13 protein-coding genes, 1 tRNA gene and 1 other RNA gene are annotated in these 15,679 nt (G+C 65.1%); 5 read left to right on the forward strand and 10 right to left on the reverse strand.

Annotation, left to right across the window (positions count from 1 at the left end):
• Nucleotides 1–5: 5 nt before the first annotated feature.
• Nucleotides 6–1,217: an acetyl-CoA C-acetyltransferase gene (locus tag QM797_RS00105; protein ID WP_283273106.1), complete on the reverse strand. Its 1,212-nt coding sequence runs from the start codon at nt 1,215–1,217 to the stop codon at nt 6–8.
• A 234-nt stretch (nt 1,218–1,451) separates the two neighbouring features.
• Here QM797_RS00105 and QM797_RS00110 point away from each other — a divergent pair, with 234 nt between their 5' ends.
• Nucleotides 1,452–1,688, forward strand: a complete 237-nt coding sequence (locus tag QM797_RS00110) for a hypothetical protein (protein WP_283273107.1) — start codon at nt 1,452–1,454, stop codon at nt 1,686–1,688.
• Between the two features lie 2 nt (nt 1,689–1,690).
• Here QM797_RS00110 and QM797_RS00115 read toward each other — a convergent pair whose 3' ends face one another.
• The 3 genes from QM797_RS00115 to QM797_RS00125 are packed head-to-tail and all read right to left on the reverse strand — an operon-like array spanning nt 1,691 to nt 7,162.
• Nucleotides 1,691–4,096 carry a DNA polymerase III subunit gamma and tau gene (locus QM797_RS00115; protein ID WP_283273108.1) on the reverse strand — a complete coding sequence of 802 codons (2,406 nt, stop codon included), beginning with the start codon at nt 4,094–4,096 and terminating at the stop codon, nt 1,691–1,693.
• Nucleotides 4,097–4,140: 44 nt separating this feature from the next.
• Entirely contained in the window at nt 4,141–6,534 is a 2,394-nt protein-coding gene (locus QM797_RS00120) for a helicase-associated domain-containing protein (protein WP_283273109.1), read from the reverse strand.
• 52 nt (nt 6,535–6,586) lie between these two features.
• Complete coding sequence (locus tag QM797_RS00125) at nt 6,587–7,162, reverse strand: HhH-GPD-type base excision DNA repair protein (RefSeq protein WP_283273110.1); 576 nt, start codon at nt 7,160–7,162, stop codon at nt 6,587–6,589.
• 156 nt (nt 7,163–7,318) lie between these two features.
• Between QM797_RS00125 and QM797_RS00130 the strand changes: the two genes are divergently transcribed.
• Nucleotides 7,319–7,903 (forward strand): DUF6461 domain-containing protein, encoded by a 585-nt coding sequence (locus QM797_RS00130; protein ID WP_283273111.1) that lies wholly within the window; start codon nt 7,319–7,321, stop codon nt 7,901–7,903.
• A 227-nt stretch (nt 7,904–8,130) separates the two neighbouring features.
• Here the strand turns inward: QM797_RS00130 and QM797_RS00135 are convergent, their stop codons facing one another.
• Both QM797_RS00135 and phoU read right to left on the reverse strand, forming a co-directional pair.
• Nucleotides 8,131–8,934 carry a transglutaminase-like domain-containing protein gene (locus tag QM797_RS00135; protein WP_057477193.1) on the reverse strand — a complete coding sequence of 268 codons (804 nt, stop codon included), beginning with the start codon at nt 8,932–8,934 and terminating at the stop codon, nt 8,131–8,133.
• Between the two features lie 37 nt (nt 8,935–8,971).
• Nucleotides 8,972–9,625, reverse strand: a complete 654-nt coding sequence (gene phoU / locus QM797_RS00140; RefSeq protein WP_283273112.1) for a phosphate signaling complex protein PhoU — start codon at nt 9,623–9,625, stop codon at nt 8,972–8,974.
• Between the two features lie 105 nt (nt 9,626–9,730).
• On the opposite strand from phoU, the gene QM797_RS00145 reads away from it, so the two are divergent.
• Complete coding sequence (locus tag QM797_RS00145; protein ID WP_283273113.1) at nt 9,731–10,060, forward strand: YnfA family protein; 330 nt, start codon at nt 9,731–9,733, stop codon at nt 10,058–10,060.
• 25 nt (nt 10,061–10,085) lie between these two features.
• On the opposite strand, the gene QM797_RS00150 is transcribed toward QM797_RS00145, so the two are convergent.
• Nucleotides 10,086–11,366: a lipase family protein gene (locus QM797_RS00150; RefSeq protein ID WP_283273114.1), complete on the reverse strand. Its 1,281-nt coding sequence runs from the start codon at nt 11,364–11,366 to the stop codon at nt 10,086–10,088.
• 138 nt (nt 11,367–11,504) lie between these two features.
• Nucleotides 11,505–12,176 carry a TetR/AcrR family transcriptional regulator gene (locus tag QM797_RS00155; RefSeq protein WP_283273115.1) on the reverse strand — a complete coding sequence of 224 codons (672 nt, stop codon included), beginning with the start codon at nt 12,174–12,176 and terminating at the stop codon, nt 11,505–11,507.
• A 104-nt stretch (nt 12,177–12,280) separates the two neighbouring features.
• Here QM797_RS00155 and QM797_RS00160 point away from each other — a divergent pair, with 104 nt between their 5' ends.
• Nucleotides 12,281–13,798, forward strand: a complete 1,518-nt coding sequence (locus tag QM797_RS00160; RefSeq protein ID WP_283273116.1) for a DHA2 family efflux MFS transporter permease subunit — start codon at nt 12,281–12,283, stop codon at nt 13,796–13,798.
• A gap of 63 nt (nt 13,799–13,861) precedes the next feature.
• Here the strand turns inward: QM797_RS00160 and QM797_RS00165 are convergent, their stop codons facing one another.
• Both QM797_RS00165 and ffs read right to left on the reverse strand, forming a co-directional pair.
• Complete coding sequence (locus QM797_RS00165; protein WP_283273117.1) at nt 13,862–15,148, reverse strand: aspartate aminotransferase type Ic; 1,287 nt, start codon at nt 15,146–15,148, stop codon at nt 13,862–13,864.
• 52 nt (nt 15,149–15,200) lie between these two features.
• An RNA gene (gene ffs, locus QM797_RS00170) (signal recognition particle sRNA small type) lies at nt 15,201–15,295 on the reverse strand.
• Nucleotides 15,296–15,387: 92 nt separating this feature from the next.
• On the opposite strand from ffs, the gene QM797_RS00175 reads away from it, so the two are divergent.
• A tRNA-Ser gene (locus QM797_RS00175) sits at nt 15,388–15,475 on the forward strand.
• Nucleotides 15,476–15,679: the final 204 nt, after the last annotated feature.

Consider the following 15,679-nt stretch of genomic DNA (forward strand, 5'->3'; position numbering starts at 1 on the left):
ATTCCTCAGACTCGCTCGATGATGGTTGCGACGCCCATGCCGCCGCCGATGCACAGGGTGATCAAGGCGTATCGGCCGCCGCGGCGCTCGAGCTCGTCGAGCACGGTGCCGGTGATCATCGCTCCGGTAGCGCCCAGCGGGTGGCCCATGGCGATGGCACCGCCGTTGACGTTGAGCTTCTCGTTCGGGATCTTCAGATCCTTCTGGAAACGCAGCACGACGGAAGCGAACGCCTCGTTGAGCTCGAACAGATCGATGTCGTCGACGGTCAGGCCCGCGGTCGCGAGGGCCTTCTTCGACGCCGGGGTCGGCCCGGTCAGCATGATGGTCGTATCGGCACCACTGGTCGCGGTCGCGACGACGCGTGCTCGCGGCACCATGTTCAGATCCTTGCCGGCCTGTTCGCTGCCGACGAGGACGAGAGCTGCGCCGTCGACGATGCCCGAGCTGTTACCGCCGGTGTGGACGTGCTCGATCTTCTCGATCCAGTGGTACTTCTGCAGCGCGACGTCGTCGAACCCGCCCATGGCCGCGATGCCGGTGAACGCCGGATTCAGCTTGCCGAGCGATTCGACGGTGCTGCCCGGACGCATGTGCTCGTCCTGATCGAGGATCAGCAGACCGTTCTGGTCGGTCACCGGAACGACGGACTTCGCGAAGTAGCCACCCGACCATGCTGCCGCGGCGCGCTCCTGAGACTGAGCGGCATACGCGTCGACGTCCTCGCGGCTGAAGCCCTCGATCGTCGCGATGAGGTCGGCACCGATGCCCTGCGGGGCGAAGTAGGTGTCGTAGTTGGTGGCGGGGTCCAAGGCCCACGCGCCGCCGTCACTGCCCATCGGTACACGCGACATCGACTCGACGCCGCCGGCGACGACCAGTTCGTCCCAGCCCGAGCGAACCTTCTGCGCAGCAAGGTTCACTGCTTCGAGACCTGACGCGCAGAAGCGGTTGAGCTGGAAGCCGCCGACGGTGTCGGGCATCTTCGCAGCGAGCACTGCCGCGCGCGCGATATCGCCACCCTGATCCCCGACGGGTGAGACCACTCCGAGGATGAGATCGGAGATTCGGTTCTCGTCCATGTCGGGGAAACGTCGACGGAGCTCGTCGATCAGGCCGGTCACCAGGGAAATCGGCTTCACCGAATGCAGGGAGCCGTTCTTTCCCTTGCCTCGGGGAGTCCTGATGGCCTCGTAAATGAATGCCTCTGTAGTCACAGCGCGCAGTTCCTTCCAGATACTCGATCTTCTCGCGGTCGCCGTCGCGGCCGACCGCATCGGTGCGAGGCCATGGAAGACCTCAGCTCATGCCACATTAGGGCCGCGAGAAGATCCGGCGTAAGGACCGAAACGAGCGTTGTGCATGACCCGACGCTCCGGTTCAGGTTTGAAAGACCTGTACGTGGGACACTCCAAAAGACCAGATCTACCGAACGTGGAAGAAGACCGACCATGGAAACCGACAACGAATTGACCGTGGGTTCGCGCGTCAAGGTACACATTCACACCCCCGGCACCGACGAGAACGCCGGGCGGGACGCCTACGAAACGGGTGCCATCGTCGAGGATTTCGGCGTACAGGCAGCCGACACCACATCGCGACAGTGGGCAGTGGCCAGGCGCTGGGCCGTGGCACTGGACAGCGGGCGACTGGTATTCGCCGACAACGACGAGCTCACAATCGGCTGACGTCAGATCTCTTTGAGCGGTACTGCTCCCAGTTCACTGACCAACAGTTCCATCGCCACCGTTTCCGGGTCACGGCGAATCGTCGGGTCCGCAGGCTCGGCCGCAGCCTTGAGCAGCTCTTCTTCGTCCTCCGGCGTCTCCGGTGGCGGTGGGCCTACCGGCTCCGGCTCGTCGGGATAATCCGGTGCCTCGGGTATCGGTATGTCGGCGTCGCCGGTCGATCCATCGCCCGCTGATCCGAAACCGTCCGACGTGGGACGGGAAGCCCCTGCCTGGCTCGGCCTCGAGAACTTCGGCAGCGACGCGGGTTTCGCTGCCGGATCATCTTTTTTTGCTGATGACTGTTCCGGTGGGGCCGCCGCCCCGACCAGACACACCACCGACCACTCCACCCCGAACACATCACGCAGGGCGTCGCGAATGACGTCGGCGTTGCGCGGTTCCTCGAGCCGTTTGGCCAGCGGTGCCGAATCGTGGCCGAGTGTGATGGTGCCGTTCTCGACGGTGCGCACCGAAGCGCCGGAGAGCATCACCTCGACGGTCCTGCTCCGGTCTCGCACCTTGGTGCGCACCTCGGACCACACCGCGCGCACCGCAGCCGCGTCGGGCTCGTTCGATGCAGCAGCAGGGGCCGCCGCAGGTTCCGGTTCCGACTCGAAGACGGCTTCCGGCTCGGGGCCGTAGTCGTCCTCCGGCTCCGGGGGAAAATCCTCGTGCGGCACGGAGGCAGCTGGACTGTCGTTCTGCTGCGCTGCAACGGAATCCGACGGCGTCGCCGAGGGCGCCGACTCCGGCTCCGCCGCAGGATTGGGTGTCGAATCAGGCTCGGGTGCTGCTGCCGGTTCGGGTGCTGCTGCCGGCTCGGGTTCCGCGACGGGCTCGGGGGTCGGAGCAGGCTCGGGTGTCGCGACAGGTTCCGGAGCGGGAGCGGCAGGCACCGGTTCCACAACGGGCTCGGGTGCCGCAACAGGGGTGGAGGTGGGAGCCGCCGGCGCCGGTGTCGGTGCCGACACGGGTGTCGGTGCCGAAACGGGTGTCGGTGCCGACACGGGTGTCGCTTCGGCAGCCGGAGGCCGTTGGGACGGTCGCTGGAACTTGCTCGCTGGGGCCGAACTCGGCGGGGTGACACTCGACGGTGCCGAGTTCGACTGCCCCGAAACGAACGCGGACGGCTCCTCGGCGGCGTGCACCTGCGGTCGGGTCGGATCCGCAGCTGCCTGCGCGACGGCTGCCTGCTCCCCTGCCGGGAGGGTGACATCGAGTCGACGTTCCACACGTTCGAGTCGTTGCAGCACAGCCGATTCCGCGTCGGAGGCCGAGGGCAGCAGCATCCGGGCGCACATCACTTCGAGTAGCAGACGCGGCGCTGTGGCACCGCGCATCTCACCGAGGCCCGAGTGCACGATCTCGGCGTAGCGAGTGAGCGTCGCCGAGCCGAGCAGATCTGCCTCGTCACGGAGTCGTTCGAGGACGTCGCCCGGCACGTCGACCAGCCCGCGCTCACCGGCGTCGGGCACGGCTTTCATCAGGATCAGATCTCGCATGCGATCGAGGAGGTCGATGGCGAAGCGACGTGGGTCGTGGCCCGCGTCCATCACCTTGTCGACGGTGCCGAACAGTGCGCCACCGTCTCCGGCGGCCAACGCGTCGACGGCCTCGTCGATGAGTGCAACATCGGTGACGCCGAGCAGCGAGAGTGCCCGCGGGTACGTGACGCCCTCGGGTCCGGCTCCGGCCAGCAGCTGATCCATGACGCTGAGCGAGTCACGGGGCGAGCCGCCGCCTGCGCGGATGACCAACGGATAGACCGCATCCTCGACCGGGACCTGTTCCTGGCCGCAGATCTTCTCCAGCAGAACGCGCATCGTCGACGGCGCGAGCAGCCGGAAGGGGTAATGGTGGGTACGCGAGCGGATGGTGGGGAGCACCTTCTCGGGCTCGGTGGTCGCGAAGATGAAGACCAGATGCTCCGGCGGTTCCTCGACGACCTTGAGCAGCGCGTTGAAGCCCGCCGGGGTCACCATGTGCGCCTCGTCGATGATGAAGATGACGTAGCGCGATTCGGCCGGGGCGTACACGGCTTTGTCGCGCAGATCTCGGGCATCGTCGACGCCACCGTGGCTGGCGGCGTCCATCTCGACGACGTCGAAGTTGCCGGGGCCACCGGGTGCGAGTGCAACGCAGGAGTTGCACACTCCGCACGGCGTCGACGTCGGCCCTTCCGCGCAGTTCAGCGATCGGGCAAGAATGCGCGCCGAGGAGGTCTTGCCGCAGCCACGCGGGCCGGAGAAGAGGTAGGCGTGGTTGATTCTGTTGGAATCGAGCGCCACACTGATCGGCTCGGTGACGTGCTCCTGACCGACGACTTCGGCGAACGTCGCAGGACGGTACTTCCGGTAGAGGGCCACGCCCGAAAGGGTACCGGCGACCACGGACACACTTGCATCGCGCGTCACCGTGGGCCGGTGGAGACCGCTCTGATGTTCATGATTGCGAAGCTCTCCCTGGTACCGGTGGAATCCGAGAGCGCGAAGAGCCAGTTGCCGTCCTGCAGGGCATCCGAGATCGCGTGCCGCACGATGGCACCCTTGGAGTTCTGGTAGTCGATGGAGACGCGTGTGCCACGAGCTGCGGCGTCGGTCAACACATCGAGCTCCCTCGGCAGCAATCGGCTGTGATGTTGCAGCGACGCTCGCACCCGGGCCTGGTCGACGCGGCCCGAGTCGCCGGTGCGCAACAGCCGTGCCAGCTCATGCGGATCGTGTCGATTCGGTGCAGAGTGGACGGCCTGATGCGTCGTCCGTTCGGTCGCCGCGCGCACCCGAGGTGCGCTGTCGAGTTCGAGCTTCCCGGTATCGGAGTGCCGCACCGGGAAGTATCCGTGCCTGCGAAGCACGGCGATCGTGTCGATCGGTGTCGCCGAACTGATCAGGACCGTAGGCGCGAGCCGATGGAACTCGAGCACCGCCAGGGCCTGGTCTTCCTCGATGGTGGTGAGCAGCACGACGTCCTCGGAGACGATGGCGCAGGGAATCCTGCGCACGGCGAGCGCGCCGAAAGTGCGCCAACAATCCTTGATCGTGTACGCCAGCGCTTGGGGGACGTCGCCCGCAGCCATCCTGGTCAAGGCCTCGATCAGCTCGTCACCGGTGCCGCCGGTGTCGAAGAAGCTGCGGATGGTCGCCGGAGTGAACCGCCAGACCGACGCCACTTCCCTCGATTCCGGCTGTGCGGCCGCGCCTAGTATCGACGCCACCTCTGTGCTCGGTGGTCCGGTGACCACTGCCGTCGAATCGGGCAGCAACCGCACCGAGAACGGCACCCGGTCGGCCATGTCCTGCAGTTGCTCGGTCAGAGCCGAGGCGATCTGGCGGCGATCGCCGTCCCGGCCGGCGGGAAACTCCGTGAGGATGCTGCACAGATCGGTCGGTGCGCCGCCGGCCAGTACCCCGAGTCGAGTGGCCTCGGTCCAGAGCGCGCGCAGATGACCTGCCCCGGCACTCGTCGAGACGACAGGGATGTGCCAGTCGAGGTAGCAGGCGAATTCGTCCGGACCGGGCAGCACGGTCGTCTGGGCGTCGGGGCCAGCGTGTCGCAGAAGAGCCGACAGTGCCGTCGCGCGGAGGTCTGCCGCCGCAGGATCGTCGAGCATCTTCTTGAGCACCGGCACGGTCTTCTGCGAGGCTCGCGGCACCCGGTGAGTGGGCGTGAACGGCGAACACCACCAGGCGGCCAGCAGCGCGGCCGCCTGCTCGGCTCGCACGCTGGTCGACCACGTTTCGTACGCCGAGGTCAATGCGATGCCGGTCTTCCCTCGTTCGGCGATCAATCCGGCCTCGCGCGCCAGCATCAGCATCAGCGCGGTGTCGTGCTCGTCGGCAAATCCCAGGCGCGTCGTCAGCGAACGAAGCTCTTTGGCGCTGACACCACCGGTCTTCATCATCGCCATGCCGTCGGTGTCGACGGCCGTCAGCAGCGCCTGCGTGTGCTCGCAGAGCTTTAGCAGCGCAATGGAACGCGTGCGCCGCATGTCGTCCTGCGAGAGCACGCTCGCAGCAAAACTAGGCGGAGCGAGTTCGATGGGCAGGCGCCACCCCTCCCCTCGCAGCGCGATGCTCACCTCCAGCGGCATCTCGACGCGATGCCCGTCCAGTCGATACAGCAGCCCCCGTTCGAAAGCGGCGGCACCTGCGGTCGGCGGCACATCGAAGATCAGCGACACCGGATGGCCATCTACGAAGCGAGACAACATCTCTCGCATCTCGACCGGGCCGTCGTCGTACAGGGCGCGGATTCGTTCCGGGGTCATTGCGGCTGCGACGGCGTCCGCGCGTGCACCCCGGTCGAGCGAAGGGTCGACGCCTTCTCGGGTCAGCACGGCAAACCGATCCTGTTCGACGGCGCAGCGCAGGAACAACTTTCGCTGCCGCAGAGCCAGTCCGAACGGATGCGAGAACACCCCGGACAGATCGACGGGACGGTATTCGACGGTGTCCGAGCCCGGGGCGGTGTGGGGCCGAATCAGACCGTAGGACATCAGTTCGGCCAGCGCGGCCTCGATGTGCGGTGCCTGGTTCGCCGTCCCCTCGCCGGTCCAATGACCGACCTCGGCTCTACTGAGATCGCCCATGAGGGCGAACAATTCGAGCAGATCCAGTGCACCGCGGTCGAGCTTTCTAGGCAGGGCCGCCACCCGCCACGGCGAGCCGAGCAACTGCGCGAGCAATCCGAACGAGCGCGGCGGGGGGTCGGTTGCCACATCCGGTCGACGGCGCAGCAGGCCGGTCAGCTCGTCGTCGTCGAGCGAGGCCAGCCACCCCTCGTACGTCCCGATACTCTCGGTCATTTCTTCCCCCCGGTGAAAGTTCTGCCGAAGGTACCGCCGGGCACCGACAGACTTATTTGTTCTTGGCTGCTGCTTTCGCCGCCTTCTTGAACTCGCGCACCTCGAGCAGCGATTTCTCGTCCACGACGTCGGCGATGGATCGACGCGCATCCTCGTCGCCGTAGGCGCCGGCAGCCTGTCGCCACCCGTCGGGTGTCACGCCCATCTGCTTGCCGAGCAGCGCGAGGAAGATGCGCGCCTTCTGATCGCCGTATCCGGGGAGCGCTTTGAGACGCTTCAGCACCTCGGCACCGTCGGGGTTCTCGCGGGTCCAGATCTCCTGCGGCTTCCCGTCGTAGTTCTCGACCAGAAACCCTGCGAGCCCCTGGATGCGCTTGGCCATCGAACCCGGGAACCGATGCACGGCCGGGGTCTGCGCACACAGTGCAGCGAATTCGTCCGGATCGGCGTCGGCAACGGTGTCGACTTTCAGATCACCGAGACGGTCGACGAGCTTCTTCGGGCCGGCGAACGCCGATTCCATCGGTACCTGCTGATCGAGCAACATGCCGATCAACAGCGCGAACGGATCCTCGGCGAGCAGTGCATCGGCCTCCGGATCGCCGACGAGGTGCAGAGTGCGAGACATGGCCACGATCCTGCCATGCACCGGCAACTGCGGATGACGATCGGCCCCAGGGAGACGGTGCGTGGGACTATCGGTTCGGCCGTGAACGGATGGGCGGGTCAAAGGCCATCGAACACTGCGCTGGTACCGGTTCTTCGATGATGAAAGGCTCGGCTCATGACTACGAACGAGATTTCGCAAAGCCAATTCGATTGGGCCGATGAGGATGACCGCTTCGACCTGGGCCTGTGTTTCACGCTCGTGCGCTCGACGGATCCCGAGGCTGTGCTCGCTCTGTTCGCGTCGGTGAATCCCACGAAATCTCGGAAGCCGGCCGACATGGATGTCGACGACTGGTCCGATTCCCTCCCCGACAGTGACATGGCAAGACGCTATGCCGGCGTGGCGGGCGATTGGGTCTGGGTCCTCGAAGAGTTCACCATCTCGGGCTTACTGTCCCCTGTTCCGGAGAAATTGTCCGACGCATTCGGCACCAGCATCACCGTGCAGTGGGATGTGAATGCGCTCTCCACCTTCGTATATGCGGTCGACGGCGTGATCGAGCGGCAGTTCGAGCTCGGCCGCGAAGCCGACCCCACCGACCGATCTGCTCCCGACGGATACCTCGACGAGGAGGACGGAATCGACTGGGAGCAATGGATGTCCGGTGGTCTCTGCCTGCAGGCGCGGCTTGCCGGAGTGGTAGCGCTGACAGCTGATCCGACCGATCCCGCCATCGTCGAAACATGCAGCGAAGGGTGAGCTGAACCGCGCACCAGAGGTCAGTCGGCTCTTCCTCGGGCAGCTCCACGGATTCGCACCCAGGAATATCGACGGGGTATTCGACAGGCTCACTGAGATAGCCCGATCCTGACTGCCCCATCGGTTGGTGGGTAAGTCCTGCGGCAACGACACCGTCGGTCCGCACACCACCACGCCGCACAGAGATTCGCACGGCCGCAGCCTAATGCGGCTCCGACTCGACCCGATCAGGTGATGGACACCAGTTGAGTGATGTCGTCGAAGGGCAACGGGCCGTCGACGACAGCTCCGACGACGGCGCTGTTGAGGATGATCGATCCGCCGTGGTTGTCCAGGAATGCGGTATCGGCGGCGTCCCGTCCGGTGGCGATACGGACCAAAGTCGATCGCGGCGCGAGGCAGGTCGCGTCCACCACTCGCCATTGGCCTTCGACGAATGCTTCTGCGACCGCGTGGAAGTCCATCGGATCGCAGCCCGGCGCGTACACCGCTACCAGGCGAGCGGGGACGTTGACCGCACGAAGCAAGGCCACCACGAGGTGGGTGTAATCGCGGCACACTCCGGCACCGGCGAGGAGAGTGTCCACCGCGCCGTCGATGGGGTCGCTGCTGCCCGGGACGTAGCTCAGCCGAGCCCCGACCCAGGACGAGACCTCGGCCAGCAACTTCTCAGACGGTGGGTAGGAGCCGAATTCGGTTGCTGCGAAGCCGAAGAACTTGTCCGCTTCGGCGTAGCGGCTCGGTCGCAGGTACAGCGAGAGATCGTAATCGGAAACCGGAGCGGGCTCGGTGTTGCCGTAGATGGTTGCCGAGTACGACGCCTCGAGCTTCCCGACTCCGGCGTACAGCTTGTGAATGCGGGTTCCGTGGGCACCGCTGATCTCCTGCGCTTCGACCGGTTGACCGTCGAGTGTGAACGAGAGCGCTTCCCACACTTCGGTTCCTGGATGCGGTGCGATCGCGATCTGGAACTCGAGGGTGCTGGCCTCGGTCACGTCGACATCGAGGTACGCGGAGACATCACGTTTCATCGTGCCGATCCTGCCATCTCCGAGCCGTTCGCGCAGATCATGACTCGTCCGTGAGACGTTCGCCCGTCACGAGGAATATGACCCTCTTGGCAACCTCGACCGTATGGTCGGAGTAGCGCTCGTAGAAACGACCGAGCAACGTGATGTCCACTGCGGCAGGCACGCCGTGCGGCCAGTCGGGTGCGGAGGTCAGCATGAACAGGCTGCGATGCAGTGCGTCCATTTCCTCATCCTGGATCCGCAGGTCGGCGGCGAGATCGGCGTCCCTGGTTTCGAGCACGCGTTGCGTCGTCTCGGCCTGCGCGACGGCAACTCGACCCATCTCTGCGAACACGCCCTCGACCTCCGGCGGCAGCACGTGCGCGGGATGGCGACGTCGGGCAAGTTCGGCGATGTGCACCGCGAGGCCGCCCATCCGCTGTAGATCGGCGACGATGTTGATTCCCGAGACGACGCGTCGCAGATCATGCGCAACCGGTGCCTGCAGGGCCAGGAAGCCGAATGCTCCGTGCTCCCATTCGACGGCGAGGATGTCGATCTCTTCGCGGTATTCGATGGTCTGCTCGGCCAGGACGATGTCGGCCGTCAGCAGGGCCCGGGTGGCGTCGACCATTGCTTTCTCAGCAATTCTCGACATTTCGGACAGGTCCGACGCCAATGTATCGAGAGTCTCGGTATATACGTCCCGCATGAAATTTCCAACCCCTACCGCTGTTGCCCTCGACGCGGGGCCCGTAGGAACTACCCCCAAGCGCATCCTTCTACACTCGCGCCGTTGTGTGGCAGCCTTCGGAACATGAACACTGTGAAGTCGGTCATGCTCTTCGGCGCCGCCGCCCTGTTCGAGATCGGCGGAGCATGGCTGGTGTGGCAGGGAATTCGCGAGCATCGGGGATGGCTGTGGGCCGGAGCCGGGGTGATCGCCCTCGGCGCCTACGGATTTGTCGCAACCTTGCAACCCGACGCCAACTTCGGCCGCATCCTCGCCGCGTACGGCGGTGTGTTCGTGGCGGGATCACTGCTTTGGGCGATGGTGCTCGACGGCTTTCGGCCCGATCGCTGGGACATCACCGGCGCGTCGATCGCATTGATCGGCGTCGCGGTGATCATGTACGGCCCGCGCTGACTCGCGCGGACCGTACTTCAGCAGATCAGCAGTTCGACGGTGCAGGCACTCCGTAGAACCGATCCTTGATCCAATTCTGCGCCTCGCCGAGACCCAAGATGTCTGGAATCAAGTGTCCTGCACCGGATCCCGGCACGATTGCCGGAACCTGCGCGGAACTCAGCTGCACGGTGGCACCTGTGCCGCACCAGTCACCGGCCAGACCGACGGCCTGTCCGTGGGGAACGATGTCGTCGGACGTACCGGACTGAATCAGCACCGGAGCGTTCGGCGTACGCTCGCCGATCTTGTTCTTGGCCAGGATCTCTTGAGCGACGGGCAACCTGTCCAGCACCACCGACAGCGGCTCACCGGTCTTGGTGTACTCGTTGGTGCGGTGCAGCCCGACGTTCAGAATCGTTTCTCCGACACACTGATTCGCGACCAAATTCAGCATGGCCTTGCCAGCGTCGTTGATGTTCTCGTCGACGATCGGCCGCAGACCGGGGTCGGAGTTCAACAGACCGTTGAGGGTGTAGCCGATCACGCCGGTCAGAATGGTGCCGTCGACCTGCTCGAGGGTCTGCTTCAAATCTGCCGGAGGCGCACCCGCGTAGGTGCCGACGAGGTTCATTTCGGGTGCGTAATCATCGGCGAGTTCCGCTGCGGCAGCGGCTGCGCCACCGCCCTGTGAGTAGCCGTAGGCAGCGACCGGACCGTCCCCGGAAATCTTGGTGCCCTGCAGTTTCTGGGCCGCGCGGGCCGCGTCGAGCACCGCGTGAGCTTCCGAGGCGCGGTTGACGTAGGTGTGGGCACCGGGCGTTCCGAGTCCCTCGTAGTCGGTGATGACAACGCCGTAACCCTGGGACAGCAGCGAATACGCCGCGAGCACCTCGTACTCGACCATGAATCCGAGCGGCGGGGTGTAGGTGATGAGGTTGTTGAGCATCTTCGAGGGCGCGCACTGATCACCCTGGCCCTGAGTTCCCGGAGCGAGCACCACCAGCGGACGCGGGCCCGGACCCGTCCATTCCGCGGCTGGATCGATGTAGGTACCGGTGACGGCATTGGCAGCGTCGTTGGAGTCGGTGCTGCGGTACATGATTCGAGTGGCGGCACCGGGCAGCGGGCCGCCGATTCCGGGTACCGACAGAGCGAGATGCGAAGGCTCCGAACGGATGACGTCACCCGGCGAGCCTGCGGGCAGCGGGCTCGGTGGAACGTAGAAATCGGATTCGACCGTGGAACCCGTGGACGGAGCTGCCGATACCGCCGGTGCCGTCACCCCGATGAGTACTGCTGCTACCGCCACTGCCGAACCGAACACGCGCGTACGACGCACCTTGTGAGACCCCCAAAGTCGATCACTTGTATTCAAGTGAGCACTACCCCGTGTAGCACTTATCGTGACGCACCCTACGTGATCCGTCACACAACGCATAGGTCTACTTCGGATTCCTCACCATCAGCGTCGACGACGATGCATCGCGGCTTTGGCCACGTCGACTTCTTCGGTGGTGAACGGGCGCCCCGGCAGTGTCGATCGAGGGACGCCGTCACCGCGAAGTCCGTCGAGCAACACGGTGAAGTAACGACGCCAGTTGGAGGCGTCGACGGCGGTCGAGAACTCGACACTTGCGCCGATCATGCCGAGCACCGGATAGAAGTCGTTGACGGCGACGTCGGGACGCAGCTGCCCGGACGCCAGCGCACGGTCGACGATCTGCTCGAAGAACGGATCGATGCGCGAGCGAACCTGAGCAATCCCGCGGCAGCCCTCGTCCGAGCCGAGTACTACGTCGCCGAGACCGCGATCGGCGGACATCCCCTCGCACACCTCGGCCAGGAATTTCACCAGACCCTCCCATGGATCCTGAGCCTCCAGCGCCCGCTGGGCGGTCGCGAGCATGTCCTCGAGGCGTTGCTCGAAGACACCGTCGATCAACTCTTCCTTGCACGAGAAGCGGCGATAAACGGTGCCGACACCTACCTTGGCATGCACGGCGACGTCGTCGAGGGTGATGTCGATTCCGCGGGAGGCGAAGAGTTCGCGGGCCGCGTCGACGATGCGTCGTCGATTGCGTTCGGCATCCGCCCGGAGGGGCTTCGATGCCGCTGTGTCCGCTCTCACACTCATTCGATGTCCGTTTCACCCGATAAGCGGAGGACATTCCTCCGCTTAGCTGTTACCTTGGCCTACAACCGGAGGGTACACCTCCGCATAGTCGAACCGAGGACACTATGACCACCCTTTCATCGGAGAACGTGGGCGACGCCACGTCGACCACAACGCCGGTCGACGAACGTGCGCATCGGAATCGTTGGCTGATTCTCGCGACGCTCGGACTGGCTCAGCTCATGGTCGTGCTCGACGCGACCATCGTGAACATTGCACTCCCCGCCGCCCAGCTCGACCTGGGCTTCGACAACGCCGACCGCTCCTGGGTCGTCACCGCGTACGCACTCGCGTTCGGCAGCCTGTTGCTGCTCGGAGGCCGCCTCAGCGACCTATTCGGACGACGCAACACCTTCCTCATCGGACTCGTCGGCTTCGCGCTGATGTCGGCGGTGGGCGGCGCAGCCGTCAACTTCGGCATGCTCGTTGCTGCACGCGCCGGTCAAGGCCTGTTCGGTGCACTACTGGCCCCCGCGGCTCTGTCACTGTTGGCCACCACCTTCACCGACACCAAGGAACGTGCCAAGGCATTCGGCATCTTCGGTGCCATCGCCGGCGGCGGCGGCGCACTCGGCCTGCTGCTCGGCGGCATGCTCACCGAATGGGCCAACTGGCGCTGGAGCCTGTACGTCAACCTGATCTTCGCCGCGCTCGCATTCGTCGGCGGCTTCCTGTTCCTGGCCAAGCACAAGGTCGACGTCCGACCCAAGCTCGACATCCCCGGCACGATCGCCGTCTCGGCCGCGCTGTTCTCGATCGTCTACGGTTTCGCCCACGCGGAGTCCGACGGGTGGAGCAATCCCGTCACCCTCGGATTCCTCGCTGCAGGTGTCGTACTGCTCGCGGTGTTCGTGACCATCCAGATGCGCGTCGAGCACCCGCTGCTGCCGTTGCGGATCGTCTTGAACCGCACCCGTGCGGGATCGTTCCTCGCTGTCTTCGTCACCGGCGCAGGCATGTTCGCGGTGTTCCTGTTCCTGACGTACTACCTGCAGAACACGCTGAAGTACACACCGATCACCACCGGGTTCGCGTTCATGCCGATGATCGCGTCGCTGATTCTCACGGCGACACTGTCCACGGCGTTGATCCTCCCCCGCTTCGGACCCCGCATCCTGATGACGACCGGCCTGATCGTGGCCTCCGTCGGAATGGGACTGCTGACGCAGATCGACATCGACAGCAGCTACGTCACGCACATCCTGCCCGGTCTGGTCATCATGGGCCTCGGACTCGGAGCCACCATGGCACCGGCCATGCAGGGCGCGATTTCGGGAGTCGACGCGGACGACTCCGGCGTCGCGTCGGCCACGGTGAACACGATGCAGCAGGTGGGCGGCTCGATCGGTACGGCGTTGCTGAGCACCGTGGCCGCCAATGCTGCCACCAGCTACGTCAGCTCCAACATCGCGACGGCGACCGATGCGGCTCTGCTGCAGGCCAATGCCGAGATCGCCAGCTACACCACCACGTTCTGGTGGGCGTCGGGAATCTTCCTGCTCGGCGCAGTGCTGTCGGCCACGCTTCTGAAGAAGGGACCGTTGCCCTCGGCTCCCGAAGGTGCGGTTGTCGTCGGGCACTGAGAGCGGCTGCGCCGCAGGTGAGCGGAACTTCGTGGCGGGCTACGAAGTTCCGCTCACAAGGGTTCAGCCTTCGAGCAGTTTCTCCGTCGCGGCCAGCAGCACACAGGTCGCGACACCGTCCATCGACTTCTCCAGCTCACCGAGCGAGGGGAAGCTCGGGGCGAGGCGAATGTTCTTGTCTTCCGGATCTTTTCCATAAGGGAAGGCCGAGCCGGCGGCCGTCAGAGCAATTCCGGCGTCCTTGGCCAACGCGATCGACCGCGCGGCCGTGCCCTCGAGCACGTCGAGACTGATGAAGTAACCGCCCTTGGGTTCGGTCCAGGACGCGATCTTCGACGCACCGAGCCGATCTTCGAGGATCTGCTGCACCAGAGCGAACTTCGGAGCCAGGATCTCGCGATGCTTGGCCATGTGGGCCCGCACCCCCTCAGCGTCACCGAAGAAACGCAGATGCCGAAGCTGGTTCAGCTTGTCCGGGCCGATGCTCTTCTTGCCGAGGTGCTTCTGATACCAGGCGAGGTTCTCCTCGGAGCTGCCGAAGAAGCTGACGCCCGCACCGGCGAACGTGACCTTCGACGTCGAGGCGAACACGAACGCACGATTGGGGAAACCTGCCTCGGCCGCCATGCCGATGACGTCGTAGGACGGCGCGAACTCCTCGGTCAGCGGGTGCACCGCATAGGCGTTGTCCCAGAACAGACGGAAGTCGGGTGCTGCAGCGGGCATGGTGGCCAGCGCGCGAACGACTTCTTCGGAGTAGACGGCACCGGTGGGATTGGAGTAGTTCGGCACCACCCACATGCCCTTGATCTGAGGATCCGACGCCACAAGCGTGGCGATCTCGTGCACGTCCGGGCCGTCGGGCCCCATCGGAACCGGGATCATCTCGATGCCGAAGCTCTCGGTGATCGCAAAGTGCCGGTCGTACCCGGGAGCCGGGCAGAGGAATTTGATGTTCGGCTCGGCCGACCAGGCGCGGGGCGAATCGGGCAGACCGTGCAGCAGGGCCCAGACAACCAAATCCTGCATGATCTCGAGGCTGGCGTTATTACCGGCCACCAGGTTCTTCACCGGGATGCCGAGCAGTTCACCGAAGATGGCACGCAATTCCGGCAGACCCGCGAGGCCGCCGTAGTTGCGGCAGTCGGTGCCGTTGCCATCCTTGAAATCCGCGCCGGGAAGCGTCAGCAGGTCCGCAGCGAGATCGAGCTGCTCGGGTGACGGCTTACCGCGAGTGAGATCCAGCTTCAGATCCTCGGCCTTGAGCTGCGTGTACTTCGCGCTCTGCCGCTCGTGCTCGGAGGCGAGCTCCTCATGGTTCATCAGACCCAACTGGGTTTGCGCTGGCATGCGGAGCGGCCTCTCGGTGACGGGTTCCCCGGACAGTGTCGATGTCACTGAATAAAGGGGACCCCGCGCACCCGGCAGAGCCCATTGACCCTTGCTGCCTTCCGGCCCTGGGGGAGTTCACAGGATGCGCGCCGCGCGGGATCCGTTAGGAAGTGTAGCCGTCCCGACGATGAGGTCGCATCAGGGCCCTTGTGCAGCCGTTTGGGAGATAGCCGGGGTTACCCGGTATGCTTCCGAACGGAGGATTCGCCTAGTGGCCTATGGCGCTCGCCTGGAACGCGGGTTGGGTTAACGCCCTCAGGGGTTCAAATCCCCTATCCTCCGCCAGAGAAGCCCCTGTGACTCGGTCACAGGGGCTTCTTGCTGTTCGAGGGTGTTGCCATTCGCCCGCTGGCCCGATCGCGTTTTCTTCAGCCGGTCCGCGCGCCCGCCCCGTTCGCGTCAATGGACCCTTGCACTGGTCAGACGTATGCAAAGGTCCATTCACTCGGCTGCCGGGTCTGCGTCAATGGACCGTTGCACTGCCCAGAC

The organism is Rhodococcus sp. IEGM 1381, from assembly GCF_030056795.1.
Classification (GTDB): domain Bacteria; phylum Actinomycetota; class Actinomycetes; order Mycobacteriales; family Mycobacteriaceae; genus Rhodococcoides.